General features: G+C 72.3%; 23 protein-coding genes and 1 tRNA gene. 12 read left to right on the forward strand and 12 right to left on the reverse strand.

Features of this window, described 5'->3' with window-relative positions:
• Positions 1 to 9 precede the first annotated feature (9 nt).
• From moaC to Q1B24_RS08660, 3 genes are read right to left on the reverse strand one after another with little or no spacing between them, the layout of a single operon-like run.
• On the reverse strand, positions 10 to 498 hold the full coding sequence (gene moaC, locus Q1B24_RS08650) for a cyclic pyranopterin monophosphate synthase MoaC (RefSeq protein WP_299926346.1): 489 nt from the start codon (positions 496 to 498) through the stop codon (positions 10 to 12).
• On the reverse strand, positions 498 to 1,727 hold the full coding sequence (gene glp, locus Q1B24_RS08655) for a gephyrin-like molybdotransferase Glp (RefSeq protein ID WP_299926349.1): 1,230 nt from the start codon (positions 1,725 to 1,727) through the stop codon (positions 498 to 500). The genes moaC and glp overlap by 1 nt, the downstream gene beginning before the upstream one ends.
• Entirely contained in the window at positions 1,720 to 3,132 is a 1,413-nt protein-coding gene (locus tag Q1B24_RS08660; RefSeq protein WP_299926352.1) for a UTP--glucose-1-phosphate uridylyltransferase, read from the reverse strand. The genes glp and Q1B24_RS08660 overlap by 8 nt, the downstream gene beginning before the upstream one ends.
• 22 nt (positions 3,133 to 3,154) lie before the next feature.
• Between Q1B24_RS08660 and Q1B24_RS08665 the strand changes: the two genes are divergently transcribed.
• A complete protein-coding gene (locus Q1B24_RS08665; RefSeq protein WP_299926355.1) occupies positions 3,155 to 3,754 on the forward strand; it encodes a 5-formyltetrahydrofolate cyclo-ligase in 600 nt (199 codons plus the stop codon).
• Here Q1B24_RS08665 and Q1B24_RS08670 read toward each other — a convergent pair.
• Positions 3,738 to 6,392, reverse strand: a complete 2,655-nt coding sequence (locus tag Q1B24_RS08670; RefSeq protein ID WP_299926358.1) for a penicillin acylase family protein — start codon at positions 6,390 to 6,392, stop codon at positions 3,738 to 3,740. The genes Q1B24_RS08665 and Q1B24_RS08670 overlap by 17 nt on opposite strands.
• 111 nt (positions 6,393 to 6,503) lie before the next feature.
• Between Q1B24_RS08670 and Q1B24_RS08675 the strand changes: the two genes are divergently transcribed.
• The 3 genes from Q1B24_RS08675 (at position 6,504) to Q1B24_RS08685 (ending at position 7,987) form a co-directional block, all read left to right on the forward strand.
• Entirely contained in the window at positions 6,504 to 6,848 is a 345-nt protein-coding gene (locus Q1B24_RS08675) for an FmdB family zinc ribbon protein (protein ID WP_299926361.1), read from the forward strand.
• Positions 6,849 to 6,931: 83 nt separating this feature from the next.
• A complete protein-coding gene (locus tag Q1B24_RS08680) occupies positions 6,932 to 7,576 on the forward strand; it encodes an SAF domain-containing protein (protein WP_299926363.1) in 645 nt (214 codons plus the stop codon).
• Positions 7,577 to 7,636: 60 nt separating this feature from the next.
• A complete protein-coding gene (locus Q1B24_RS08685; protein ID WP_299926367.1) occupies positions 7,637 to 7,987 on the forward strand; it encodes an MscL family protein in 351 nt (116 codons plus the stop codon).
• Positions 7,988 to 8,165: 178 nt separating this feature from the next.
• On the opposite strand, the gene Q1B24_RS08690 is transcribed toward Q1B24_RS08685, so the two are convergent.
• The 3 genes from Q1B24_RS08690 to Q1B24_RS08700 all read right to left on the reverse strand — a co-directional run bounded on the left by Q1B24_RS08690 (position 8,166) and on the right by Q1B24_RS08700 (position 10,191).
• Positions 8,166 to 8,390 (reverse strand): hypothetical protein, encoded by a 225-nt coding sequence (locus Q1B24_RS08690; RefSeq protein WP_299926371.1) that lies wholly within the window; start codon positions 8,388 to 8,390, stop codon positions 8,166 to 8,168.
• Positions 8,391 to 8,397: 7 nt separating this feature from the next.
• Positions 8,398 to 9,684, reverse strand: a complete 1,287-nt coding sequence (locus tag Q1B24_RS08695) for an LCP family protein (protein ID WP_299926374.1) — start codon at positions 9,682 to 9,684, stop codon at positions 8,398 to 8,400.
• A gap of 102 nt (positions 9,685 to 9,786) precedes the next feature.
• Positions 9,787 to 10,191 (reverse strand): MerR family transcriptional regulator, encoded by a 405-nt coding sequence (locus Q1B24_RS08700; protein ID WP_299926377.1) that lies wholly within the window; start codon positions 10,189 to 10,191, stop codon positions 9,787 to 9,789.
• A 61-nt stretch (positions 10,192 to 10,252) separates the two neighbouring features.
• Between Q1B24_RS08700 and Q1B24_RS08705 the strand changes: the two genes are divergently transcribed.
• Together Q1B24_RS08705 and Q1B24_RS08710 are read left to right on the forward strand one after the other, a co-directional pair.
• On the forward strand, positions 10,253 to 11,773 hold the full coding sequence (locus Q1B24_RS08705) for a SulP family inorganic anion transporter (protein WP_299926380.1): 1,521 nt from the start codon (positions 10,253 to 10,255) through the stop codon (positions 11,771 to 11,773).
• Positions 11,774 to 11,851: 78 nt separating this feature from the next.
• A tRNA-Arg gene (locus tag Q1B24_RS08710) sits at positions 11,852 to 11,924 on the forward strand.
• A gap of 198 nt (positions 11,925 to 12,122) precedes the next feature.
• Here the strand turns inward: Q1B24_RS08710 and Q1B24_RS08715 are convergent.
• Positions 12,123 to 13,313 (reverse strand): MFS transporter, encoded by a 1,191-nt coding sequence (locus Q1B24_RS08715; protein WP_299926383.1) that lies wholly within the window; start codon positions 13,311 to 13,313, stop codon positions 12,123 to 12,125.
• A 110-nt stretch (positions 13,314 to 13,423) separates the two neighbouring features.
• On the opposite strand from Q1B24_RS08715, the gene Q1B24_RS08720 reads away from it, so the two are divergent.
• Positions 13,424 to 14,068 carry an FCD domain-containing protein gene (locus Q1B24_RS08720; protein ID WP_299926386.1) on the forward strand — a complete coding sequence of 215 codons (645 nt, stop codon included), beginning with the start codon at positions 13,424 to 13,426 and terminating at the stop codon, positions 14,066 to 14,068.
• 12 nt (positions 14,069 to 14,080) lie between these two features.
• Here Q1B24_RS08720 and Q1B24_RS08725 read toward each other — a convergent pair whose 3' ends face one another.
• Entirely contained in the window at positions 14,081 to 15,259 is a 1,179-nt protein-coding gene (locus tag Q1B24_RS08725) for a saccharopine dehydrogenase NADP-binding domain-containing protein (protein ID WP_299926389.1), read from the reverse strand.
• Positions 15,260 to 15,311: 52 nt separating this feature from the next.
• On the opposite strand from Q1B24_RS08725, the gene Q1B24_RS08730 reads away from it, so the two are divergent.
• The 3 genes from Q1B24_RS08730 to Q1B24_RS08740 all read left to right on the forward strand — a co-directional run bounded on the left by Q1B24_RS08730 (position 15,312) and on the right by Q1B24_RS08740 (position 18,445).
• The gene (locus tag Q1B24_RS08730; RefSeq protein ID WP_299926392.1) at positions 15,312 to 17,207 is read left to right on the forward strand and encodes a beta-propeller domain-containing protein; all 1,896 of its coding nucleotides are present in this window, start codon (positions 15,312 to 15,314) and stop codon (positions 17,205 to 17,207) included.
• A 144-nt stretch (positions 17,208 to 17,351) separates the two neighbouring features.
• On the forward strand, positions 17,352 to 17,618 hold the full coding sequence (locus tag Q1B24_RS08735; RefSeq protein ID WP_179618360.1) for a DUF2277 domain-containing protein: 267 nt from the start codon (positions 17,352 to 17,354) through the stop codon (positions 17,616 to 17,618).
• Positions 17,615 to 18,445, forward strand: a complete 831-nt coding sequence (locus Q1B24_RS08740) for a Sir2 family NAD-dependent protein deacetylase (RefSeq protein ID WP_299926399.1) — start codon at positions 17,615 to 17,617, stop codon at positions 18,443 to 18,445. The genes Q1B24_RS08735 and Q1B24_RS08740 overlap by 4 nt, the downstream gene beginning before the upstream one ends.
• On the opposite strand, the gene Q1B24_RS08745 is transcribed toward Q1B24_RS08740, so the two are convergent.
• Complete coding sequence (locus Q1B24_RS08745; protein WP_299926402.1) at positions 18,442 to 19,122, reverse strand: metal-dependent transcriptional regulator; 681 nt, start codon at positions 19,120 to 19,122, stop codon at positions 18,442 to 18,444. The two genes, Q1B24_RS08740 and Q1B24_RS08745, sit on opposite strands and share 4 nt — an antisense overlap.
• Positions 19,123 to 19,184: 62 nt before the next feature.
• On the opposite strand from Q1B24_RS08745, the gene Q1B24_RS08750 reads away from it, so the two are divergent.
• The gene (locus Q1B24_RS08750; protein WP_299926405.1) at positions 19,185 to 19,976 is read left to right on the forward strand and encodes a hypothetical protein; all 792 of its coding nucleotides are present in this window, start codon (positions 19,185 to 19,187) and stop codon (positions 19,974 to 19,976) included.
• A 33-nt stretch (positions 19,977 to 20,009) separates the two neighbouring features.
• Positions 20,010 to 21,614: a glycoside hydrolase family 13 protein gene (locus Q1B24_RS08755; protein ID WP_299926408.1), complete on the forward strand. Its 1,605-nt coding sequence runs from the start codon at positions 20,010 to 20,012 to the stop codon at positions 21,612 to 21,614.
• Between the two features lie 135 nt (positions 21,615 to 21,749).
• Here the strand turns inward: Q1B24_RS08755 and Q1B24_RS08760 are convergent, their stop codons facing one another.
• Positions 21,750 to 22,196, reverse strand: a complete 447-nt coding sequence (locus tag Q1B24_RS08760) for a MarR family transcriptional regulator (protein WP_299926411.1) — start codon at positions 22,194 to 22,196, stop codon at positions 21,750 to 21,752.
• A gap of 8 nt (positions 22,197 to 22,204) precedes the next feature.
• Positions 22,205 to 23,791, reverse strand: a complete 1,587-nt coding sequence (locus Q1B24_RS08765; RefSeq protein ID WP_366916450.1) for an MDR family MFS transporter — start codon at positions 23,789 to 23,791, stop codon at positions 22,205 to 22,207.
• Between the last annotated feature and the right edge of the window lie 228 nt (positions 23,792 to 24,019).

Here is a 24,019-nt window from a genome sequence, read left to right on the forward strand (position 1 = left end):
GCCACAGCGTCACCGAGTCCATGGGCCGGATCGGCCGCCGCTCTTGGCCTCGACCCGGATGTCGGTGATGGTCGCGGCCTTGTCGACCGCCTTCACCATGTCGACGACGGTGAGCGCGGCGACCGAGACGGCGGTGAGGGCCTCCATCTCGACGCCGGTGCGGTCGGTCGTGCGGACCGTCGCGGTGATGTCGACGGACGCGTCGGTGACCTCGAGGTCGACGGTGACGCCGGAGATCGACAGCGGGTGGCACAGCGGCACGAGCGCGGGGGTCTGCTTGGCGCCCATGATCCCGGCGATGCGGGCCACCGCCAGCGCGTCACCCTTCGGCACGCCCTCGCCACGCAGCAGCTCGACCACGGCCGGGCTGACGAGCACGCGGCCGGAGGCGGACGCCGTACGCGCGGTGACTGGCTTGTCGCCGACGTCGACCATGCGGGCAGCACCGGTCTCGTCGACATGGGTGAGCCGGTCGCCCCCCTCGTGCTGGGTGGCCATCAGAACTCCTCGTCGAGCTTGCGGATCGCCACCATCTCGCCGGCGGGGATCGCGGTCGTGTCCGCGGGCACCTCGATCAGGCAGTTGGACGTCGCGAGGTCGCCGAGGAGGTGCGAGCCGTGGCCGCCGACCGGCGAGACGAACGTGCCGCCGCGGTCGGTCTCGTAGTGGCCGCGCACGAGCTGGACCTTGCCCTCCGGCGACGACAGGCCGTGGGTGAGCCGGGCGCGGCCGGCGGGCCGGACGTAGGGCAGCTTGCCCATCATCCGGCGGATCGCCGGCGCCACGAACATCTCGAACGAGACGTAGGAGGAGACCGGGTTGCCGGGAAGGGTGAAGACCGGGGTGTCGTCCTCGCCGACCGTGCCGAAGCCCTGCGGCTTGCCGGGCTGCATGCCGACGCCGCCGAACCACATCGAGCCGTGGTGCGACAGCGACTCCTTGACCACGTCGAAGTCGCCCTCGCTCACGCCGCCGCTGGTGACGACGAGGTCGGCGCGGACGAGCTGGTCGCTCAGCGCCTCGGTGAAGGCGTGCGCCTCGTCGGGCACGATCCCGACGCGGTAGGCGATGGCGCCGGCGGCGCGGGCGGCGGCGGCGAGGAGGTAGGAGTTGCCGTCGTAGATCGAGTCGCGACCCAGCGGCGTGCCGGGGTCGCGCAGCTCGGAGCCGGTGGAGATCACCACGACGCGCGGCCGCGGCCGGGTGCGTACGGTCGCGCGACCCACCGCGGCGAGCAGGCCGAGGTGGCGTGGCCCGAGGACCGTGCCCTCCTCGAGCAGCATGTCGCCCTCGGTGATGTCGTCACCGGTGGGCCGGATGTGCTGGCCGGCCGTGGCGGCGCGGCTGATCCGGACGCTGGCGACGCCGCGGTCGGTCCACTCGTAGGGCACCACCGTCGTCGCTCCCGCGGGCACCGGCGCCCCGGTCATGATCTTGACGGCGCTCCCCGGCGAGATCGCCAGGATCGACGACTGCCCGGCACCGATCTCACCGACGACGGGGAGCGTGACGGGGTCGTCCTCGGTCGCCCCGGCGACGTCCTCGGCGACCACGGCGTAGCCGTCCATCGCGGAGTTGTCGAAGCTCGGCAGCGAGATCGGCGCGACGACGTCCTCGGCCAGGGCCAGCCCGAGCGCCTCCATCAGGGGCTGCGGGAAGGCCGGCAGCGGGGAGACGGTGGCGAGGATGCGCTCGACGTAGTCGGCAACGGGCAGCAGGTCAGCCATCGGTGCCCTGGGCCGGGTCCTCGCTCAGCACGGTGCCGCCCTCGACGCGCTGGGCCGACGACGCCTCGAGCGCGACGGGGCCGACCACCCGGACGCCGGGTCCGAAGGTCCAGTCGCCGGCGACGGTGAACGACTCGGCCTCGCGCAGCGACGGCGCGCCCTCGGGGAAGCGCTTGTCGAAGTCGCCGACCAGCTTGTAGAAGTCGCCGTCGAGCGACACGAACGGCACCTCGTCACCGGCCTGGTCGAGCACGAAGTCGCGGCCCAGGTCGTAGACGTCGGAGCGCAGGACGAGCAGGTCGTCGGTCGTCTTCACCGGGACGAACCGGTCGCGGCCGACCTCGATCGTCAGCGCGCCCTCGAAGACCTCGATCGCGGCGCCCATCGCCGTCTCGATCTGGATGACCTCCGGGGTGGACCTGTCGGCGGGGTCGAGGTGCTTGACGTTCTTGATCAGCGGCAGGCCGAGGATGCCCCCGCGGGCGTCGAGCGCGTCGACCATCGCCTGCAGGTCGAACCACAGGTTGTTGGTCGAGGCGTACTTGTGGCGGGTGAGGTCGGCCAGCGCCTCCTTGTCGGCGTCGAGCGTCTGCGCCGACTCGCGCAGCACGATGCGGCCGTCGGCCTTGCGGCGGGCGAAGTGCCCGCCCTTGCGGTCCGACGGCGTACGACGCACGGCCTCGATCGCGAACGGCGCGCCGCTCTGCGCGAACCAGCCGGCCACGCGCGCGTCCGGCACCGCGCCGAGGTTGTCGGAGTTGGAGACGAAGACGTAGCGGTAGCCGGCGTCGAGCAGCTGGGCGAGCAGCCCGGTGCCGCGCAGCGCGGTGTATATGTCGCCGTGGCCGGGCGGGCACCACTCGAGGTCGGGGTTCTTCGGGTACGCCGCGGGCATGAGGTCGGCGGCGAGGAGCTTGGGCTCCTTGTTCTGCAGGAACTCCAGCGGCAGCCCCTCGACCGGGAGCTGGTCGTAGCGCGCGAGCGCGGCCATCGTGTCGGACGAGGTGCGGAAGGAGTTCATGAACAGCAGCGGCAGCGTGGCGTCGTACTCCTTGCGGAGGTGCAGCACCTGCCGGGCGATGATGTCGAGGAAGCTCAGGCCGCGACGCACGCACAGCAGCGACTTCGCGCGCTCCATGCCCATCGACGTGCCGAGGCCGCCGTTGAGCTTGATGACCGCTGTCTTGCGGATCGCCTCGGCGGCGGCCTCCTCGGGGACCTCGACGTCGGCCAGCGACTCCATGTCGAGGGGCTCGATGGAGTCCTCGGCGATCATGCCGGTCTCCCCGTGCTCGAGGAGCCGGTAGTAGTGCGCGAACGTGTCGATCGCGACCTCGTCGACGCCTGCCTGGCGCATCTTCTCGCGCGCGAGAACGAGACCCTGCGGATTGCCCTTGCCTGCCATGGTTCGATCGTAGGCTGCCTGTGTGGGAGCAGGACACTCGGCGGCCAAGACCGCGCTGCGCGACCAGGTGCTGGCCGCGCGCAAACGCCGCCCGCTGGAGGCGGCAGCCGCCTTCTCGGCCGACGTGGTCGACGCCGCGCTGGCGTGGCAACCGGTGCGCAGCGCGGCCACCGTGGCGGCCTACGTCTCGGTCGGGAGCGAGCCCGGCACGGGCCTGCTCCTCGACGCGCTCGCGCACGCCGGGAAGCGGGTGCTGCTGCCGGTGGTGCTGCCGGGGCTCGACCTCGACTGGGCCGCGTACACCGGTCGTGACGGCCTCGCCCCGGCGGTGCGCGGCCTCCTCGAGCCGACCGCCCCGCGCCTCGGACGCGAGGCGATCGCCCGGGCCGACGTCGTGCTCGTGCCGGGCACCGGCGTCTCGCTCGACGGCACGCGGCTCGGCCAGGGTGGTGGCTGCTACGACCGTGCCCTGCCCCGCGTCCTCGCCGGCACCCCCGTCGCCGTGGTGCTGTACGACGACGAGGTCGGGCTCGACGTGCCGGCCGACCCCCACGACGTGCCGGTCGGCTTCGCCCTCACGAGCAGCGGGGTGACGGCGTTGGCGGCTACTCCGCGGGCGTGAGGACCAGCCGGTCCCCGGCTGCCGCCTCGACGGCGTCGCGGGAGAAGGCCCAGGGCAGGGTCTCACCGTCGACGTAGAGCTCGGTCTGGTCGGAGTAGTGCGACGAGGTCGGGTGCCCGGAGACGCCGGTGAGGTTGATCCACCGGGAGTCGTCCCAGTCGGCGAGCGAGGCCACCATCCGCATCGACGGCGCGGCCGTGACCTCGAAGCCCTCGACCGCGTCCCACGACGTGGCGTCGACGACGGACGAGCCGCCGCCCACCTCCCAGCCGTTGCGGTTGAAGAAGCGCTCGACCGGCGCCACGCCCGAGTCACCGAGCGTGGCGTTGCGCAGGTCCATCCGGTGCAGCCGGCCCCACTCCCACAGGCGCGGGTCGCGGGACTGGCGGCGCGTCATCTCGTCGCGCGCGTCGATGAGCGCGGCCCGCAGGATGTCGTCGCGGGTCTCCACCACGTCGTCGGTGCGCACGTCGTCCCACCACGGCCCGGCGGGCTCGGAGAGCATCTGCCCGACCACGCGGAACCACCGGTCACCGCCGTCGGGCCAGGTGCGCTGGCGCAGGTCGTCGTGGAAGGTCTTCTCCAGGATCATGCGCCACACGACGTTGAAGTAGGCCGCGGCGGGGCTGTCGGCGGGCGAGGAGAAGTCCCACTGCCGGAGCAGGTCGAGCGCGTTGCGGTAGTAGGGCGACGGCAGCGCCTCGACGTCGAGGAGGTAGGGCACGAGGGTCTCGGCCATCGGGTTCGCCGAGTCGAGCTGGAGCGCGGCCATCTCCGGGACCGACAGCTCCCCCTCGGCCTCGAGCAGCTCGCGGATGCGCGTCGAGCGGTAGCCGTAGTCCCAGTCCTGGGTGAGCAGGTAGGGGTAGCGCTCGTCGATGACGGCCTGGTTGGCCGTCGCGATGAAGCCCTCCTCCGGGTCGAGCACGCTGGGCAGCCCGTCGAAGGGGATGTAGTCGCCGGTCCAGTCGTTGGCGCTGATCCACCCCTCCACCGGCATGGTGCCGTCGTTGCCGCCGCGCCGGATCGGGATCCGCCCGGGCGACTGGTAGCCGATGTGGCCCTCGCGGTCGGCGTAGACGAGGTTCTGCGCCGGCACGCTGAAGTCGGCGGCGGCGGCGCGGAAGGAGTCCCAGTCCGAGGCCCGGTTGAGGGCGAGGATCGCGTCGGCGGTGGGTGCCGGCTCGAGGGCGGTCCACGCCAGCGCGACGGCGTACCCGCTCCCCCGCTCGCCGGGCTCGTCGGTCGGTGCGTTGGCGCCGACGGTCGCGAACTCCGACGAGACGTCGCTGATCAGCGGTCCGTGCACGGTCTCGCGCACGCGCAGCTCGACGTCTTCCTCACCACGCACCTTGATGGTCTCGGTGCGCACCTCCATCGCCTCGGTGGCGCCGTCGCGGACGTAGCGGTCGTCGCCCTCGGTCTGCTCGAGGAAGAGGTCGGTCACGTCAGGGCCGAGGTTGGTCATGCCCCAGGCGATGTCGGCGTTGTGGCCGATGATGACGCCGGGGACGCCGGAGAACGTGAAGCCCGAGGTGTCGAGCGTGCAGTCGGGCGTCTGCTCGCGGCAGTGCAGGCCCATCTGCATCCAGATCCCCGGCTGGCTGGTGCCGAGGTGCGGGTCGTTGGCCAGGATCGGCGCGCCGGTCGCGCTGTGCTCGCCGTCGACGACCCACGAGTTGCTGCCGATGCCGCGGCCCTTGCCGAGGAGCGCGGGCATCGCGTCGAGCCGGTCGCGCACCCGCTCGAGCGCCGCGACCGCCCCGGGTGCGTACGCCGGCCGGCGCGGGTTGCGGGTCGCGTTGCCTGTCGCGTTCTGCTCGAAGACGCCGTCGACGACCCCGCCGCCGCTCACGATCGTCGGGTGCTCGTCGAAGGGGTACTCCGGCCACAGCGACGCGACCTCGTCCTCGGTGTGGTCGAGCGAGAGCAGCACCCGGTCGACCTCCGCCTCCATGTTGCCGCGCAGGTCCCACGCCATCGCCTTGAGCCAGGCGAGCGAGTCGACGGGCCCCCACTCCTCCGGTGTGTAGTCGAGCCCGGTGAGCCCGAGGATGCTGTACTCCGCCGCCAGCTGCGAGGGGCTGCGGTCGGCGATGTAGGCGTTGACGCCGGCGGCGTAGGACGTCAGGGCGTCGCGGGTCGCGGGCTCCAGCAGCGCCAGCTCGCGCTCGGCGACCCGTCGCCAGCCCATCGTCCGGATGAAGCGGTCGGTCTCGAGGGTGTCGGGGCCGAAGAGCTCCGAGAGCCGGCCCGCCGTCACGTGGCGACGGAAGTCCATCTCGAAGAAGCGCTCCTGCGCGTGCACGAACCCCTGCGCGTACATCAGGTCGGCGTCGGTGTCGGCGTAGACCTGCGCGATGCCGTAGTCGTCGCGCACCACCTCCACCGACGCGGACAGGCCCGGCACCTCGATCTCGCCGTCGGTCTGCGGCAGCGGACGGCGTACGACGACCACGACCGCCACGGCCAGCACGAGGAGCAGCAGCACCAGGCCGAGGGCGATCCAGGCCGTCCAGCGCACCGCCCGGGGCGCACGCCGGAAGGCCTGCCAGGCAGAGCCGCGGGCGGGCTCGGCCTCCTGGTCGGTCGCGGCGGAATCGGTGGCGGAGTTGGTGGTGTCGGCAGGCTCGGTCATCGCTCGACCATTGTGCCGTACCATTGGCAGTCGAAGGGCTCGAGTGCCAGCGCGTCGCGCCGGCCCGGCCGATCCCGTCAGTCGCTCTCCAGTCGCTTTCCGAGGACCCACATGCCGACCTACCAGTACGCCTGCACCGAGTGCGGCCACTCCTTCGAGCAGTTCCAGAGCTTCAGCGAGGACGCGCTGACCGTCTGCCCGGAGTGCGACGGCCGGCTGCGCAAGCTCTACAACGCCGTCGGCGTGGTGTTCAAGGGCTCCGGGTTCTACCGCACCGACAGCCGTTCGGACGCGTCCTCCTCGGCCCCCGCCTCGACGTCCGCGTCCACCTCGAAGTCGTCCTCGTCCTCCTCGTCCTCGTCCTCCTCCGACGGCGGCTCGTCGTCGTCGTCGTCGACCGCAGCGTCCAGCAGCTCGTCCTCCTCGACGTCCTCCTCGTCGTCGTCCTCCGACTGACCTCCTCCGGCTGACCTCCTCCGGCTGACCTCCCCTGTGGAGAGGCCGAGCGGGGGAACGCCCGTCCGGCCTAGCGTCGGTGCATGTTCCCGGGACTCCCGCCGGCGCGGCGTCGGCTGCGCGCTCTCCGCCACCAGCTGCGGCGCCGTCGTCGGCTGATCGCCGCCGCCCTCACCGCCGTCGCCGCCCTCGCCGCGCTGCGCACGCTCGCGCCGCCACCGGCCGAGACCGTCGAGGTGCTGGTCGCGGCGCGCGACCTGCCCTCGGGCTCGCTCCTCGAGGAGGACGACCTGGTCGCCCGCGAGTGGCCGGTCGACCTCGCCCCGAGCGACGCCCTGCCCGACGCCGCGGTCGGCGCGGCGGGTCGCGTGCTGGCGGCACCGATCGGCCGCGGCGAGGTGCTGACCGACGTACGCCTCGTCGGTCCGGGGCTGGCGCTGGCCCACCCCGGCGAGACGGTCGTGCCGGTCCGGCTGCCCGACGCGGGCATGGCCGCGCTGCTGCACGCGGGCGACGAGGTCGACCTGCTGGCGACCGACCCGGGCACCGGCGAGGCCGTCCTGGTGGCGCGCGACGTCACCGTCCTCGCGACCCCGACGGGCGTCCCCGAGGGGCCGGCCGGCGGATCGGGCGGAGCACTCGTCGTGGTCGGGGCGAGCGCCGACGAGGCGGTCACGATCGCAGGCGCCGCGCTGACGAAGTTCCTGACCGTGTCGTGGAACCGCTAGGGTGAGGCGCAATCACCGTCCGCGGCTCCTCTCGGGGCCCCGTCAGAGGGAGAACCCAGCATGAGCGGCTTCAAGGCCTTCATCCTCAAGGGCAACCTGATCGAGATCGCCACCGGCCTGATCATGGCGCTGGCGTTCGCAGCGGTGGTGAGCACGTTCACCGAGTGGCTCACCGGCCTGCTGCCCGTCTCCGACGACTTCTTCAGCGGCGAGGTCGGCAGCTTCGGCGCCTTCCTCAACGCCCTGATCTCGTTCCTGATCATGGGCACCGTCGTCTACTTCTTCATCGTGCTGCCCTACACGAAGGCGCGCGAGCGCTTCTTCCCCACCGAGGAGGCCGGCGCGGCCCCCGACGTCGCCCTGCTCGAGGAGATCCGCGACCTGCTCCGCGCTCGCGGCGGCGCGGTCTGAGCCACCCCGTCGTACGACCGCCGGCGCCCCCGCTTGCGCCGCCCCCGCTCGGGTAACTGGTCGAAATCATCACTCCCGCCCCCACCAGTGGGGGCGGGAGTGTCATTTTCAAGGCGTTACCCGCGTACGGCGGCGCGGCGTGGCCCTCAGCCGTGGTGGCCCTCAGCCGTGGTGGCGGTCAGCCGTGGTGGGGCGGGACCTGGTCGCGGTACCAGTCGTCGCCCTTGCCCGAGCGGTCCTCGCGTGGGTCGCGGTCGTCGCTCGTCTGCTCGGGCGCGCCGTCCCCGAACACCGCCGCCAGTCGACGGCGGCGCTTCCACTCCGGCTCGCGCTCGGCCGCCGGGGCCGCCGGGACCACCGGGTCGGCGGGACCATTGGGGTCGGTGGCGTCGTCGGGGGCCACGAGCAGGTCAGCCGCAGATGCCGGGGACGGGCTCGGGCTCGGTCGTGGCCGGGGCGTCCGGAGTGGCGGTCTCGCTCGGCGTGGGCGTCTCGGTCGGCGTGGGCGTCTCGGAGGGCGTCTCGGAGGGCGTCTCGGAGGGCGTCTCGGACGGTGACGGCGTCTCCCCGCCAGCGGTCGGCGACGGGGTCTCCGTGGCTCCGGGCGGGCCCTCGGCGCTGACGGCGTCGCCGCCGAGCAGCCGCGGCGGGATCGCCTTGTCCTCGTTGATGAGCTTCCAGATCTGCTCGGCCTCGGGCGTCCAGTAGACCTTGCCCCAGAACTCGGAGTCGCGCGGGTAGTACTCGGTGGGCAGCGTGACGAACTGGACCTTGTCGAGGCCGATGTTCTGCAGCTGCATCGCGACCTTGCCCAGGCGGGTCACCGAGGCGAACTCCTCGTCGGTGGTCAGCGACCTGGTCGCCGCGTCGAGGAACTTCACGACCTTGTCGAGGCGCGTCAGCGTCCCGGCCGACTGCACCTCGCGGACCAGCGCGCCGATGAACTCCTGCTGGCGCCGGATCCGGGAGATGTCGTTCTGCTGGATCTGCTCACCGACGTAGCGCGCGCGGACGTAGTCGAGGGCCTGGTCGCCGGAGAGGACCGACGGGTTGCCCTTGGGGACGAAGATCTGGTGCTCGCGGTCCACGATGTCCTCGGGCACGCACACCGGCACACCGTCGACGGCGTCGACCATGTCGCCGAAGCTGGCGAAGTCGACGACGACGAAGTGGTCGACGTAGATGCCCGTGGTCGTCTCGAGCTGGTCGAGGGTGCAGACCGGGCCGCCCTCGGTGTAGGCGGCGTTCCACATCACGTCGGTCGCGGCGGCCGACTCGCCGTCGTTGCACTCGGGCCGGTCGATGATCGAGTCGCGCGGGATCGAGACGGCGTACGCCCGGCTGCGATCCGCGGAGAGGTGCACGAGGATGGTGGTGTCCGAGCCACCGCCGCCCTCCTCGTCGATGTCGCAGCCCTCGCAGTCGCGCGAGTCGGAGCCCATCACGAGGATGTTGAGCGGCTCGCCGTTGCCGGTGTAGACCTTCTCGGGTCGCTCCTCGTCACCGAGCGCGTCGAGCGAGAGCCCCTCGATGTTGCCGTTGAGGTGGCGGATGAAGTACACCGTGCCGAGCCCGGTGATGAGGGCCAGCACGACCGCGCTGATGAGGATGACGCGTCCCACGGTGTGCTTGCGGGCAGCCTTGCCGCGGCGCTTGGGCGCGCCCGCAGGAGATTCGGGGCGCGACTCGTCCGACACGTGGACACCTTCACAGGGGTGGGAACTGGACCGGGACGGAATCTACTTCACTCCGGCAAGTTTGCCGCCCTCCGCAGCGCCGACCCCGCCGTCCGGCGTCGCTCAGGTACGACAGCGCGCGGCGAGGAGACCGATGAACTCGTCGGCCATCTCGAGCTGGCGCACCAACCGTTCCCGCCGCTCGGCGGCCTCCCCCGACACGGCCGCGAGGCGATCGCGTGCGGCCTGCCCGGCGGCCGGGTCGCACGACGCGTCGTCCAGCACCTCCAGGTCGCCCATCACGGCCTTCATCTCCTCGATGCTGAACCCCAGGGGTTTCATTCGCCGGATGACGAGGATCTTGTCGACGTCGGACTCGGTGTAGAGCCGGAAGCCCCCGTCGGTGCGGCCCGACGGCGTGAGGAGACCGACCTCCTCCCAGTGGCGCAGGCTGCGCAGGGACAGCTCGGTGCGCGCGGCCACCTCGCCGATGTGCATCACGGCCCCCTCGACGGACTGCTCGCCCACGACCGCGCCCTCCTGCTCTTCGATTCAACCCTACCCTCACGTAAGGGTAGGTTTGTTGCTCGTGCCTGCCACCACCGACTCTATGGCCCTGTCCGAGCCCACGCCCGAGCCCACTGTGCGAGCCGCGCTGCGCTCGCCCCGGATGCTGCGCACCGAGGTGCTGGCCGGCCTCGTCGTGGCACTGGCCCTGATCCCCGAGGCCATCTCGTTCTCCATCATCGCCGGGGTCGACCCGCGCATCGGTCTCTTCGCGTCCTTCACGATGGCGGTCTCGATCGCCTTCCTCGGCGGTCGTCCCGCGATGATCTCGGCAGCCACCGGCGCCATCGCGCTGGTGATCGCGCCGGTGATGCGCGACCACGGCTACGACTACCTGATCGCCACGGTGCTGCTCGGCGGGGTCATCCAGGTCGTCCTCGGGCTGCTGGGCGTGGCCCGGCTGATGCGCTTCATCCCGCGCCAGGTGATGGTCGGGTTCGTCAACGCCCTGGCCATCTTGATCTTCCTCGCCCAGGTGCCCCACCTGGTCGACGTGCCGTGGCTGGTCTACCCGATGGTCGCCGTCGGCATCGCGGTCATCGTGGGGTTCCCGCGCCTCAACAAGGTGATCCCGTCCCCGCTGGTCGCGATCGTCACGCTGACCGGCTTCGCCCTGCTGGCCGGCCTGTCCCTGCCCGACGTCGGCGACGAGGGCGAGCTGCCCGACAGCCTGCCGGCCCTCTTCCTCCCCGACGTGCCGTGGACCCTCGACACCCTGCAGGTGATCGCGCCCTACGCCGTGGCGATGGCGCTCGTCGGCCTGCTGGAGTCGCTGCTCACCGCCAAGCTGGTCGACGACATCACCGACACCCACTCCGACAAGACGCGTGAGGCGTGGGGCCAGGGCGCGGCCAACGTGGTCACCGGCTTCTTCGGCGGCATGGGCGGCTGCGCGATGATCGGCCAGACGATGATCAACGTGAAGGCGTCCGGTGCCCGCACCCGGATCTCGACCTTCCTCGCCGGCGTCTTCCTGCTGGTCCTGGTCGTCGGCTTCGGCGACGTCGTCGCGCTCATCCCGATGGCCGCGCTGGTCGCCGTCATGATCATGGTCTCGGTCGGCACCTTCGACTGGCACTCGATCCAGCCGTCGACGCTCCGGCGGATGCCGAAGTCGGAGACCACCGTCATGCTGGCCACGGTCGTCGTCACCGTGCTGACCCACAACCTCGCGATCGGCGTCGGGGTCGGCGTGCTGGTCGCGATGACGCTGTTCGCCCGCCGCGTCGCCCACCTCACCGAGACGCACCGCGAGCTCGTCGCGAACCGCGACGGCACGACCAGCGCGGTCTACCGCGTCACCGGCGAGCTCTTCTTCGCCTCGAGCAACGACCTCTACACCCAGTTCGACTACGCCGGCGACCCCGACCACGTCGTCATCGACCTGTCGCGGTCCCACGTCTGGGACGCCTCCACGGTCGCCTCGCTCGACGCGATCACCACCAAGTACGCCCGCAAGGGCAAGACGGTCGAGATCGTCGGCCTCAACCCCTCGAGCGCCGAACGCCACGAGCGGCTGTCCGGCTCGCTGCCGTCCCACTGACCGATGTGCTGGTGCGCAGCGGCGTACGCCGTCGTGGCAGGATGCTTCCCGCCGCAGCACCACCGGTGACGTGGCACCGCCCCAGTAGCTCAGTGGATAGAGCAGCCGCCTCCTAAGCGAAAGGTCGCAAGTTCGACTCTTGCCTGGGGCACCGTGGCGCTGTGTTGCTTCGCCTGATGGGTCGAGGGACCCCGTCGCCGGTGGTCCCGGCAGGCGCGCGGGGTGCGTACACGTGTGGCGGTTGTGGCCCTCGATCAGCCGCCCTGAGGGCAACATCGCAGACACGTGCGGCGGTTGTGGCCCGCCGCCGTCGAGCTCGAGGTCGAGCGCGAGCGCGCGGGGTGCGGGGTCAGCCGGTCGCCGAGTCCTCGACGTACCGCGGCCGGCAGGCGAACCACCCGGCGACCACACCGGGGACGGCGGTGGCGGCGAGGACGACGAGCGGGGTGGTCCACGACCCGGTGGCCTCGCGCAGCAGGCCCAGCCCGACCGGTCCGACGGCTGCGAGCCCGTAGCCGATGCCCTGGACGAAGCCCGACACCGTCGAGGCGACCTGTGGGCTCCGGGTCCGGTGGTTGATGAGCGTCATGCAGAGCGGGAACGTGCTGACCCCGATGCCCAGGGCGCAGATCCACAGCACGGTGCCGTCGAGCGGCGCGACGGCCAGCCCGAGGTAGCCGGCGACCAGGACGACCGAGCACGCGACGACGACCACGAAGGGGTTCGCCATGCGCGTGGCGACGTGCGGGACCACGAGGGCCGCGAGGACCCCCCACACGGAGTAGAGACCGACCATGGAGCCACCGAACGACGCGCTGGCGCCCGCGTCGGTCAGCACGGCCGGCACCCACGTGATGATGCTGTAGTTGGACAGCGACATCATCGCGAACAGGCCCAGCAGGCCCCAGACGGTCGACGACCGGGCGATCCTCGGCCGGGCGGTCGGCGTCCCGGCCGGCACGGGCGCGTGGCGGTCGGCCGGGAGCCTGACCGCGAGCACGAGCCAGACCGCGGCAGCCACCGCCGCCGGCACGGCCCAGATCCCCACCGACCACCGCCAGGACGCGGCCTCGGCGACGGGCACGGCCAGGAGCGGGGCTACGAACTGACCCGTCTGCATCAGCAGGAGGTACGCCGACGTCCACAGCGCGATGCGACCCGAGAACCACACCTTGACCAGGGGCACGATCACGACGTTGGCCGCGCCGATGCCGGCCAGCGCCAGCACGGTCGACGCCACGAGCGCGGCGGGCGTCGGGGAGAACGCGCGCAGCACGATCGCCAGCGCGGAGAGACCGAGCGCGGCGGTCGCGGTGCGCTCGAGGCCGAACCGCCTCGTCACGACGGGGGCGAAGAAGCCGAAGACGCCGAACGTCGCTGCCGGCACCGTGCCGAGCAGGCCCGCGAGGGCCAGCCCGAAGCCGAGGTCGTCGCCGATGATCTCGAGCAGCGGGGTGATGCCGGTGACGGCCGTGCGCAGGTTGAGGGCGGTCAGCGCGACGGCGAGTGCGGCCCACGGGAGCAGGCGACGATGGTTCACCGGGACACTGGACGGCAGCAGGGTGGTCACGCTTGCTCCACGGGGTCGACGAATGATGGGATCATGGGATGAATGATCGGCAGTCTCGCACAGCAGGTCCGGTGCGTCGAGTGGGGCTGATCGACCAGGCCGCGGCGCGGTTCCAGGAGGAGATCACCTCCGGGCGCTGGCCGGTCGGTGAGCGGATCCCCGTCGAGGCCGAGCTGGCGACGGCGTTCGGGGTGGGGCGCAACACCGTCCGGGAGGCGCTGCAGTCGCTCGTCCACTCCGGGCTGCTCAGCCGCGAGCAGGGGCGCGGCACCTTCGTCATCTCCAGCTCCGAGCTGAGCGGGTCGTTGTCACGCCAGCTGGCCGGCGGCAGCCGCCACCACTACCTCGAGCTGCGCCTCGCCCTCGACAGCACCGCCGCCTCGCTCGCGGCGCTCCGTCGTACGGACGCCGACGTCGAGCAGCTGCGCCGGCTGCGCGACGAGCGGGAGGCGGCCTGGGCGACGGACGACCCCGACCCCGACACCCGGGCGGCCGCGGACCTCGCGCTGCACCGCGCGGTCGTGGCCGCGACGCACAACCCGCTCTACGTGGAGCTCTACTCCAGCATGACCGACGTCTTCGCGCGCCACATGCGCGACGACGAGTCGGGGGACGACGACGCCGCGCACCGGCACCACCACGACCTGGTCGAGGCCATCGCGCAGGGCGACGCAGGGCGGGCCACCGAGGTCGTCGCGGCCATCTTCGAGCCCTTCATGCACTGAGCCCGGCGACGGTCAGGCCGTCAGGGTCTCGAACCTCATCCCGGCCTTCTGCAGGCGGGCCAGCAGCGCGTCGCCCATCGCCTGGGCCGGGGTCACCTGGCCGGCGGTGGCGGGGTTGTCGTCGAGCGCCAGGCACAGGGCTGCCTCGGAGAGCATCTTGGCGGTCTCGGTGTAGCCCGGGTCGCCGCCGGAGACGCGTGTGTGCACGGTCTGCCCGCCGGCCTCGCCGACGAAGTCGACGGTGAACCACGACTTCTCCCGCTTCGCCTCGTCGGGCCCGGACCCCTGCGGCACCTTCGACGTGATCAGCTCGCGCAGCGGCTTCACCTGCGCCGCAAGCGTCAGCGCGCCGACCCCCACCGCCCCGCCGGCGGCGTAGAGCAGGGTCTTGGTGCCGGCCCAGTGGGAGTAGCGGAACTCGGGGCCGTACGACGCCAGCGCGGCGCCGCTGCGCGCCACGATGGTCCCGTCGATGGTCGGCAGCGGGAGCAGCCAGTAGCCGAGCACCGGGTCGCGGTGGGGCTTGCCGCCGACGGCGCGCGACGACCGTCCCTCGGGCCGCTCCTCGGCACGTCGGCGGGCGGCGTACGTCGCGCGCACCTGCCTCGCGCGGCCGAACTGCTCCATCGCGGAGTGGAAGGTGCCGCCGGAGAACGTGCCACCCGCGCGGACGACGCCGCGCAGCGCGATCGGCTCATTGGAGGGCAGCTGCTGCACGGTGTAGTAGGCGCCGAGGTCGTGCGGGATCGAGTCGAAGCCGCACGCGTGCACGAGGCGGGCGCCGGTGCGCACCGCGGTCCGGTGGTGCTCGAGGAACATCCGGTCCACGAACTCGGGCTCGCCGGTGAGGTCGAGGTAGTCGGTGCCGGCCTCGGCGCACGCGGCGACGAGGGGGCCGCCGTGCTCGAGGTAGGGGCCGATGGTGGTGGCGACGACGCGGGCGCGACGCGCGATGTCGGACAGGGCGGCGGCGTCGGTCGCGTCGGCGACCAGCACCTCCACGTCGCTCGCGCCCTGCTCGGCGAGCCGCTGCCGCACGGCCTCGAGCTTGTCGGCGTTGCGACCGGCGATCGCCCAGCGCAGCCCGGCGGGCGCCGCAGTGGCGAGGTAGTCGGCGGTGAGGCCGCCGGTGAACCCGGTGGCGCCGAAGAGGACGAGGTCGAGGTCGCGATCGGGGCGGCTGTCGCTCATCGCGCCATCGTGCCACGCGGAACCGCGTCCGCCGCGGGGCCGTCCCACCGCCATGTCCACCGCCCCGCCCACCCGGATGCGCCTCCGACGCCTCGTCACCGGTGCCACGGTCGTCACCAGCCTGGCCGCAGCCGTCGGCGTCGGGTACGCCCTGGGCCACGACCCCGACGACGGCGGGCGTCCGCCCGCCTCCCCGCCGATCGCGTTGGCCAACGCCGACCTCACCGCCGTCGCGAGCTGCGACGAGCTCCTCGACTCCTACGTCGACCGCGCGCTCGAGGCGGTCGGCCCCTACGGCTGGGGTGGGAGCGGCGCCGTCGCGTTCTCCGTGGGCGGCGCGGACGCCGGCGTCGCCGACTCGCCCACCTCCGAGGCCGCGCGATCGGGGGTCGCGACCTCGCGCAGCACCAGCAACGAGTCGGGCACCAACGTGCAGGAGGTGGGCGTCGACGAGGCCGACGTCGTCAAGGTCGCGGGCAGCCTGCTGCTGCGGCTGCGCGACGGCGAGCTGCTGGCGTACGACGTCGCCGGCGACGAGCCGCGGCTGCTGTCCGCCACCCGCCTCGACGACGCCCGCGGCAGCAGCGGCTGGGTGGGCGACCCCGGTGGCGAGATGGTGCTCGTCGACGGCCGTGCGGTGGTCCTCGGCACTTCGCCGGACGGGCGGTCGACGACCGTCACCACCGTCGACCTCACCGACCCCACCTCCCCCACCGTCGTCGACGCGACCACCGTCACTGGCCGCGCGTCGGCGGTGCGTCTGCACGGCGACGTCGTACGCATCGTGCTGCAGAACGGCCTGCCCGAGCTCGACTTCGTGGCCCCCGACGGGGTCCTCGGCCAGCTCCGGGCGCGGCTGCGCAACCGGGCGCTCGTGCGCGACACCACGCTGGCCGACTGGCTGCCCACGGTCGACGGCACCCCGGTCGTCGACTGCGCGGACGTCGCGGTCCCCCAGGACGACGTCGCCCTGGGCACGACCACCCTGCTGGCCTTCGACCCGGCCGCGCCCACCACGCGCACCTCGACCGCGGTCGCCACCGACTCCGCCATCTCCTACTTCTCGACCGACCGGTTCTACCTCGCCGCGTCCGCGCCGCAGTGGGGCTGGGTCGACTGCATGGGCTGCCGCCCGACCGGCTTCCCGGGCAGCGGTGGCTCCACGCCGCTGTTCGCCTTCGCCCTTGACGGCACGGACGCGACGTACGTCGCCTCGGGGCAGGTGGAGGGCACGATCGCCGACCGCTGGTCGATGGACGCCGTGGGTGGTTCGCTGCGCGTCGCGGTCGGGCCGAGCAGCGAGACGGGCGACTTCAACTCGGTGCTGACCCTGCGCGAGGACGGCTCCGACCTCGTCGAGGACGGACGCGTCGACCAGCTCGGCGTCGGCGAGGAGATCAAGTCGGTGCGCTGGTTCGACGACCTCGCGATCGTGGTCACCTTCCGCCAGACCGATCCGCTCTACGCGATCGACCTCACCGACCCCGCCGACCCGCGGCTGCTCGGCGAGCTGAAGATCCCGGGCTTCTCCGAGTACCTCCACCCGCTCGGCGAGCAGCGGCTCATCGGGATGGGCCAGGACGCCTCCCTGCAGGGGGTCACCCGCGGCGCCCAGGCGGCGCTCTTCGACGTCACCGACCTCACCGACCCGCGCCAGCTCGACGTGGTCCGCTACGACGAGGGCACCCAGGCCGGGGCGGCCATCGACCCGCGCCAGTTCACCTGGCTCCCCGAGCAGCGCACCGTGCTGACGGTCGTGAGCCAGGGCTGGACCGGCACCACCGGCTGGGTCTCGGTCCTCTCGCTCGCCGACGGGTCGATGAGCAACCGGATGGTCGAGGTGGAGCACGGCACCGACGTCGCCGACGTACGTCTCGTGCCGCTCGCGTCGGGCAAGGTCGCCCTGGTGACGGGCGAGGACGTGTCCTTCTTTCCCATCAGCGGTTGAGGTGCGAGCGCAGCGAGCCTCGAAACCAGCCGTCGAGGTGGGTTTCGACGGGCCTGGCGCGACCTCGCAAGCTCAGTCGCAGGCTTGCTCAACCTCCCGCCACACGCCCCCCACGACTTCGTCGAGGCGGGCTAGTGTCGTGACATGTGCCGCAACATCCGCCCGCTCAACAACTTCGAGCCGCCCGCGACGCGCGACGAGGTCACGGCGGCCGCCCTGCAGTACGTCCGCAAGGTGGCCGGCACGACGAAGCCGTCGCAGGCCAACGAGGAGGCGTTCTACGCAGCGGTGAAGGAGATTGCGCACATCACCGAGCACCTCCTCGACGACCTCGTCACCACGGCCCCGCCGAAGAACCGTGAGGTCGAGGCCGCGAAGGCCCGGGCCCGCGCACAGGCGCGCTACGCGTGAGCCTCGCCGCTCCCCTCCCGGCCGCCGACGAGGCCCTCGACCTGCTCGCCACGCGACCGCTGGTCGTGCTGACCGGCGCCGGGCTGTCGACCGACTCCGGGATCCCCGACTACCGCGGCCCCGGCGCGCCGTCCCGGGCGCCGATGACCTACCAGGAGTTCGTCGCCACCCCGGAGGCGCAGCAGCGCTACTGGGCGCGCAGCCACCTCGGCTGGCAGCGGATGGGCCGCGCCGAGCCCAACGACGGGCACCACGCGCTCGCCCGCCTCGACCCGGCGCTGGGCCTGCTGATCACGCAGAACGTCGACGGCCTCCACGAGTCCGCCGGCTCGCGGCGCCTCGTCGCGCTGCACGGCCGGGTCGCCGACGTCGTCTGCCTGACCTGTCGTACGACGTCCTCCCGCGCGGCGCTCGAGACCGAGCTCGACGCCCTCAACCCGGGGTGGCTCGAGCGGCACGGCTGGGTCGAGTCGCGTCCCGACGGCGACGTCGACCTCGACGACACCCGGGACTTCGTGGTGCCGCGCTGCCCGTGCGGCGGACCGCTCAAGCCCGACGTCGTGTTCTTCGGGGAGAACGTGCCGCCCGACCGGGTCGCCCGCTGCTACGCCGCCGTCGAGGCCCTCGGCCACGACGGTGCGCTGCTGGTGGCCGGCTCGTCGCTGACGGTGATGAGCGGGCTGCGGTTCGTGAAGCGGGCGGCCCAGCGCGGGACGCCGGTCGTCATCGTGAACCGCGGGCCGACCCGCGGCGACGCGTTGGCGTCGTACAAGCTCGAGGTGGGGTGCAGCGAGTTCCTGGGCGAGCTCGCCGCCCGGGTCGCCTAGCGGCGGACGAAGATGTGCTCGGCCGCCTCGACCACGAGCTCGGCGGTCTCGCCGCCCGACCCGATGAGGATGCCCTCCTCGGTGCGGGCGATGGTGACGGTCCTGCCGGGCAGGGCGCCGACGCGGCGCAGCAGCCCCATCAGCTCCTCGTCCTTCTGCATCTCCTCGGAGATCCGCTTGACGTGGACCATCTGGTCCTCCGCCATCGCAGCACCGGAGAGGGGCTCGACGTTGTCCATGAACTCCTCGCCGGCGACGTCGCCGAGCTCGTCGAGGCCCGGGATGGGGTTGCCGTAGGGCGACTCCGTGGGGTGGTCGAGCAGCTCGAGCAGCCGGCGCTCGACGGTCTCCGACATCACGTGCTCCCAGCGGCACGCCTCGGCGTGCACGAGCTCCCAGTCGAGCCCGATGACGTCGGTCAGCAGCCGCTCGGCCAGCCGGTGCTTGCGCATGACGCGGGTGGCGAGGCGCTGGCCCTCCTCGGTGAGCTCGAGGTGGCGGTCGCCCTGCACGGTGAGGAGCCCGTCGCGCTCCATCCGGGCCACGGTCTGCGACACCGTCGGCCCGGACTGGTGCAGCCGCTCGGCGATGCGCGCGCGCAGCGGCACGATGCCCTCCTCCACGAGCTCGTAGATCGTGCGGAGGTACATCTCGGTGGTGTCGATCAGGTCACTCACGGTCGTCATTGTGTCCCATCCGGCAACCACGACCCGCATGCGCGGCATGGCACAGTGAGCCGGTGACCGAGCTGATCGTGCCCCGACGCTTCTGCGGACCTCCCGACTCCGGCAACGGCGGCTGGACCGCCGGCGCCCTGGCCGCCCTCGACGACGCCGACGCACCTCACGACCGCGGCAGCAGCTGGCCGGCGATCGAGGTGTCGCTGCGCCGGCCGCCGCCCCTGGAGACGCCGCTCGAGGTGACGACCGAGGCCGGCGTCACCACCGCGTCGTGGGACGGCGCGCCGGTCGCCACCGCGCACCGCGCCGACCGGACGCTCACCGAGGTCGACCCGGTCGATCCGGCGGCCGCCGCGGCCGCCACGTCGTCGTACCCGGGCCACACGTTCCACCCGTTCCCCACCTGCTTCGCCTGCGGCACCGAGCGCGAGGAGGGTGACGGGCTGCGGATCTTCCCCGGCGCGGTCGGCGAGGGCGCTGCCGGTCACCGCGTCGCGGCCCCGTGGACGCCGCACTCGAGCCTCCACGAGGACTGGCACACCTACGTCGACGAGCACCCGCGCGCCTCGGTCGCGGCGACCTGGGCGGCGCTCGACTGCATCGGCGGCTGGGCCGGCGACCTGACGGAGCGACTCATGGTGCTGGGCCGGATGTCGGCACGCATCGACGCGCTGCCGGTCGTCGGGGAGCCGCACGTGGTCGTCGGCGAGGGCCGCGGGCATGACGGCCGCAAGACCTTCACCGCCGCGACGTTGTACGACGCCGACGGCCGCGTGGTGGCCACCGCGGAGCACATCTGGATCGCCGTCGACCCGGCGCAGTTCGGCGGCCGCACCCCCGCCGCGGATTGACCGCCCCGGGCGCCCGTTTGAGAGGATCGGGCCATGGTTGATGTGAACGATCCAAAGACCTTCTGGTGGCGCAACGCCGTCGTGTACCAGGTCTACGTCCGCAGCTTCGCCGACAGCGACGGCGACGGCATCGGCGACCTGCCCGGCATCACCTCGCGCCTGCCGCACCTCGCCGACCTCGGCGTCGACGCCCTGTGGATCACGCCGTTCTACCGCTCGCCGCAGCACGACCACGGCTACGACGTCGCCGACTACCGCGACATCGACCCGCTCTTCGGCTCGCTGTCCGATGCCGACGCCCTGGTCGCGCGCGCCCACGAGCTCGACCTGCGCGTCGTGGTGGACCTCGTGCCCAACCACACCTCCGACCAGCACGAGTGGTTCCAGGCCGCGCTCGCCGCCGGTCCGGGCAGCCCCGAGCGTGCCCGCTACCTCTTCCGCGACAGCCCGGAGGACAAGCCGGCCGGCACCCCGCCCAACAACTGGGAGTCCGTCTTCGGCGGCCCGGCGTGGACCCAGGTCGAGGACGGCCAGTGGTACCTCCACCTCTTCGACTCCACCCAGCCCGACCTCGACTGGCGCAACCCCGAGGTCCCGGCGATGTTCGAGGACGTCCTGCGCTTCTGGCTCGACCGCGGCGTCGACGGGTTCCGCGTCGACGTGGCCCACGGGCTCTTCAAGGAGGCGAGCCTCCGCGACCAGGTCGTCGAGGAGGGCGAGCGCGCCTCCTCCGGGCAGGTCAACACCGACCACTCGATGGTCTCGCTCGACCTCAAGGACGAGCCGATGTGGGACCAGCCCGAGGTCCACGACGTCTACCGCGCGTGGCACCGGGTCCTCGACGAGTCCGGCCCGGACAAGATGGCCGTCGCCGAGGCATGGACCCAGACGGCCGAGGCGATGGCCGCCTTCGTGCGCCCCGACGAGCTCGACCAGGCGTTCAACTTCGCCTGGCTCCTCGCGGACTGGTCCGCCGAGGCCTTCGCGACGGTCATCACCGACACCCTCGCCGCGGTCGAGCCGGTCGGCGCCTCGCCGACGTGGGTGCTCAGCAACCACGACGTCGTACGCCACGTGACCCGCTACGGCGGCGGCGAGCAGGGCCTGGCTCGCGGCCGTGCGGCGACGCTGACGATGCTCGCCCTGCCCGGCTCGAGCTACCTCTACCAGGGCGAGGAGCTCGGCCTCGAGCAGGTCGACGTCGCCCCGGAGCACCGGCAGGACCCGTCCTACCTCCGCACCGGCGAGGTCGGCCGCGACGGCTGCCGCGTGCCGATCCCGTGGGGCGGCACCGAGGCGCCGTACGCCTTCGGTCCGGGCGACGGGCAGCCGTGGATCCCGCAGCCCGAGGAGTGGGCGTCGCTCACCGTCGAGGCGCAGACCGGCGCCGAGGGCTCCACGCTCGAGTTCTACCGCGCGGCGCTGGCCGCCCGCCGCGAGTTCGCGTGGACCGCGGGCGAGGACGTCGAGCTGCTCGACCTCGGCGCCGACGTCCTGGCCTTCCGCCGCGGGCCGATCACGGTCGTGCTCAACTGCGGCCAGGCCGCCGTCGAGCTCCCGGCCGGCGATCTGCTGCTGGCCAGCGGACCGGTCGACGACGGCAAGCTGCCGGGCGACACCGCGGCCTGGCTGCGCTGACGGCACTCCCACCCCGGGTCTCACCCCGGTCCCCCGGGGTATCTAGGGACGATTTGGTGGGCCACCCCCCGGTTTCGCCTACCAGTTCGTCCCTAGATACCCCTCGGCGGGCGTCGTCAGACAGACGGCGGGCGGTCAGTCGTCGCTGAGGGCCCGGTTGTACGCCGCCAGCTGGGCGCTGAACCCGGCGAGGTCCTCGTCGCTCCAGTCCGCCAGCCGCTGGTCGAAGCGGTCGCTGCGGCTGCGCGTCATCGTCGCGAGCCGTCGGCGACCCTCGTCGCTGGCGTCGAGGAGGATCGCGCGACGGTCCTCGGCAGCCGGCTGCCGCTCGACCAGGCCGAGGTCGACGAGGGACTGCACCTGACGGCTGACACCTCCCTTGTCCATGCCGAAGGCGTCGGACAGGTCGGCGGCACGGAGCGGGCCGTGCTGCGCCAGGTGGGCGAGGATGAAGTACGTCATCGGGTGCAGGTCGGGGTGCACCTCGCGGGCGCGCTCGCCCATCACCCGCTTCACGCGCCGGATCAGCGTCCCGACCTCGGCCTCGATGGCGCGCAGGTCGTCGTACCTCTTCGTCGTCACAGAGGTGATCATGCCTGCGAGGCCTCCGCGATGAGCTCGTCCTCGCGCTTCACGGACGTGCGCAGGGGCACCTCGTTGATGAGGAGCACCGCGATCAGCGCGCCGATGGCGAACGGGAGCGCCACGAGGAAGATGTGGCCGGTCGCGTCGCCGTACGCGCTCTCGAAGATGGCGCGGATCGGGGCGGGCAGCGTCGAGATGTCCGGTACGCCTCCGGTCTGGTGGCCGACCTGGTCGGCCAGCTCGGGGTGCGAGGCGACGAGCGCGCTGAGCCCGGCCGTGACGGCGTCGGCGACCTGGTGGGCCAGGACGGCACCCAGGGCGGCGATCCCGACGGATCCGCCGAGGGAGCGGAAGAACGCGACGACCGACGACCCGGCGCCCATGTCGGAGAGCGCGATGGTGTTCTGCACGGCGAGGACGAGGTTCTGCATGGTCGCGCCGAGGCCGAGACCGAGCACGGCCATGAAGAGGCCGGTGCGCCACAGCGGGGTGGAGGCGTCGATCGTGGAGAGCAGGCCGATGCCGATGATGACCGCGACCATGCCGCCGACGAGCCAGCGCTTCCACACGCCCGTGTTGGAGATGATCCGGCCGCTGACGATGCTGGAGACGAGCAGGCCACCGACCATGCAGATCGACATCAGGCCGGCCTCGGTGGGGCTCATGTCCTTGGCGCGCTGGAAGTAGAGGCTGAGGTAGACCGTCGAGCCGAACATCGCGAGGCCGATCAGCACCGACGCGATGGTGGCGAGGGTCAGCGTGCGGTCCTTGAACAGGCGCAGCGGGATGACCGGGTCCTTGGCGACGTTGGCCTCGACGTGGATGGCGGCGGCGGTCACGACGACGGCCGCGGCCACGAGGGCACCGCTGGTCCACGAGACCCAGTCGAAGTTGATGCCGCCGAGCGAGACCCAGATCAGGAGGATCGAGACGCCTCCGACCAGCAGGAAGGCGCCGAGGTAGTCGATCGAGACGTCGGTGCGCCTGACCACGGGCAGGCGCAGCGTCTTCTGCAGCACGACGAAGGCGAGCGCAGCCACCGGGAGCCCGGCGAAGAAGCACCAGCGCCAGCCGACGGTGTCCACGAGGACTCCGCCCACGAGGGGGCCGCTGACGGTCGCGAGGGCGAAGACCGCGCCGATGTAGCCGCTGTAGCGGCCGCGCTCGCGCGGGGAGACCATCGTCGCGATGACGACCTGGACCAGTGCGGTGAGGCCGCCGACGCCGAGGCCCTGGACGACGCGGGCGCCGATCAGCACCTCCATCGACGGCGCGAAGCCCGCGATCAGGGAGCCGATCGAGAAGATCACCAGGGCCGTCTGCACGAGCAGCTTCTTGTCGAAGAGGTCGGCGAACTTGCCCCAGATCGGCGTGGTCGCCGTCATCGCGAGCATGGTCGCGACGACGACCCAGGTGTAGCCGGTCTGACTGCCCTCGAGGTCGTCGACGATGGTCGGCAGCGCGTTGCTGACGATCGTGCTGGAGAGCATCGCGACGAACATCGCGAGGAGGAGGCCGCTCAGGGCCTCGAGCACCTCGCGGTGGGTCATCTGGCCGCTCTGCTCGGCGGGGACGGTGGGAGCCTGGGTCACTGCAGTCCTTCGGTTGCTCTGAGCAATAGTTGCTCTCCACAACCATAGGCCTGCTCCGGTTGTTCCGCCATTCGGGGCGACGAGACCTGGGACACACGCAGCCGCCCACTCCGGCCACCGCAGCGTCATACGAAGGCGCACGCATCGATGTCTGTCGAGTCTCAGGACATCGGTAACGGGATATGTCTCAGGACATCGGTAACACCTGATCGGTTCTCGTCCATGCTG

The sequence above is a fragment of the uncultured Nocardioides sp. genome (assembly GCF_947488025.1).
Taxonomy (GTDB): domain Bacteria; phylum Actinomycetota; class Actinomycetes; order Propionibacteriales; family Nocardioidaceae; genus Nocardioides.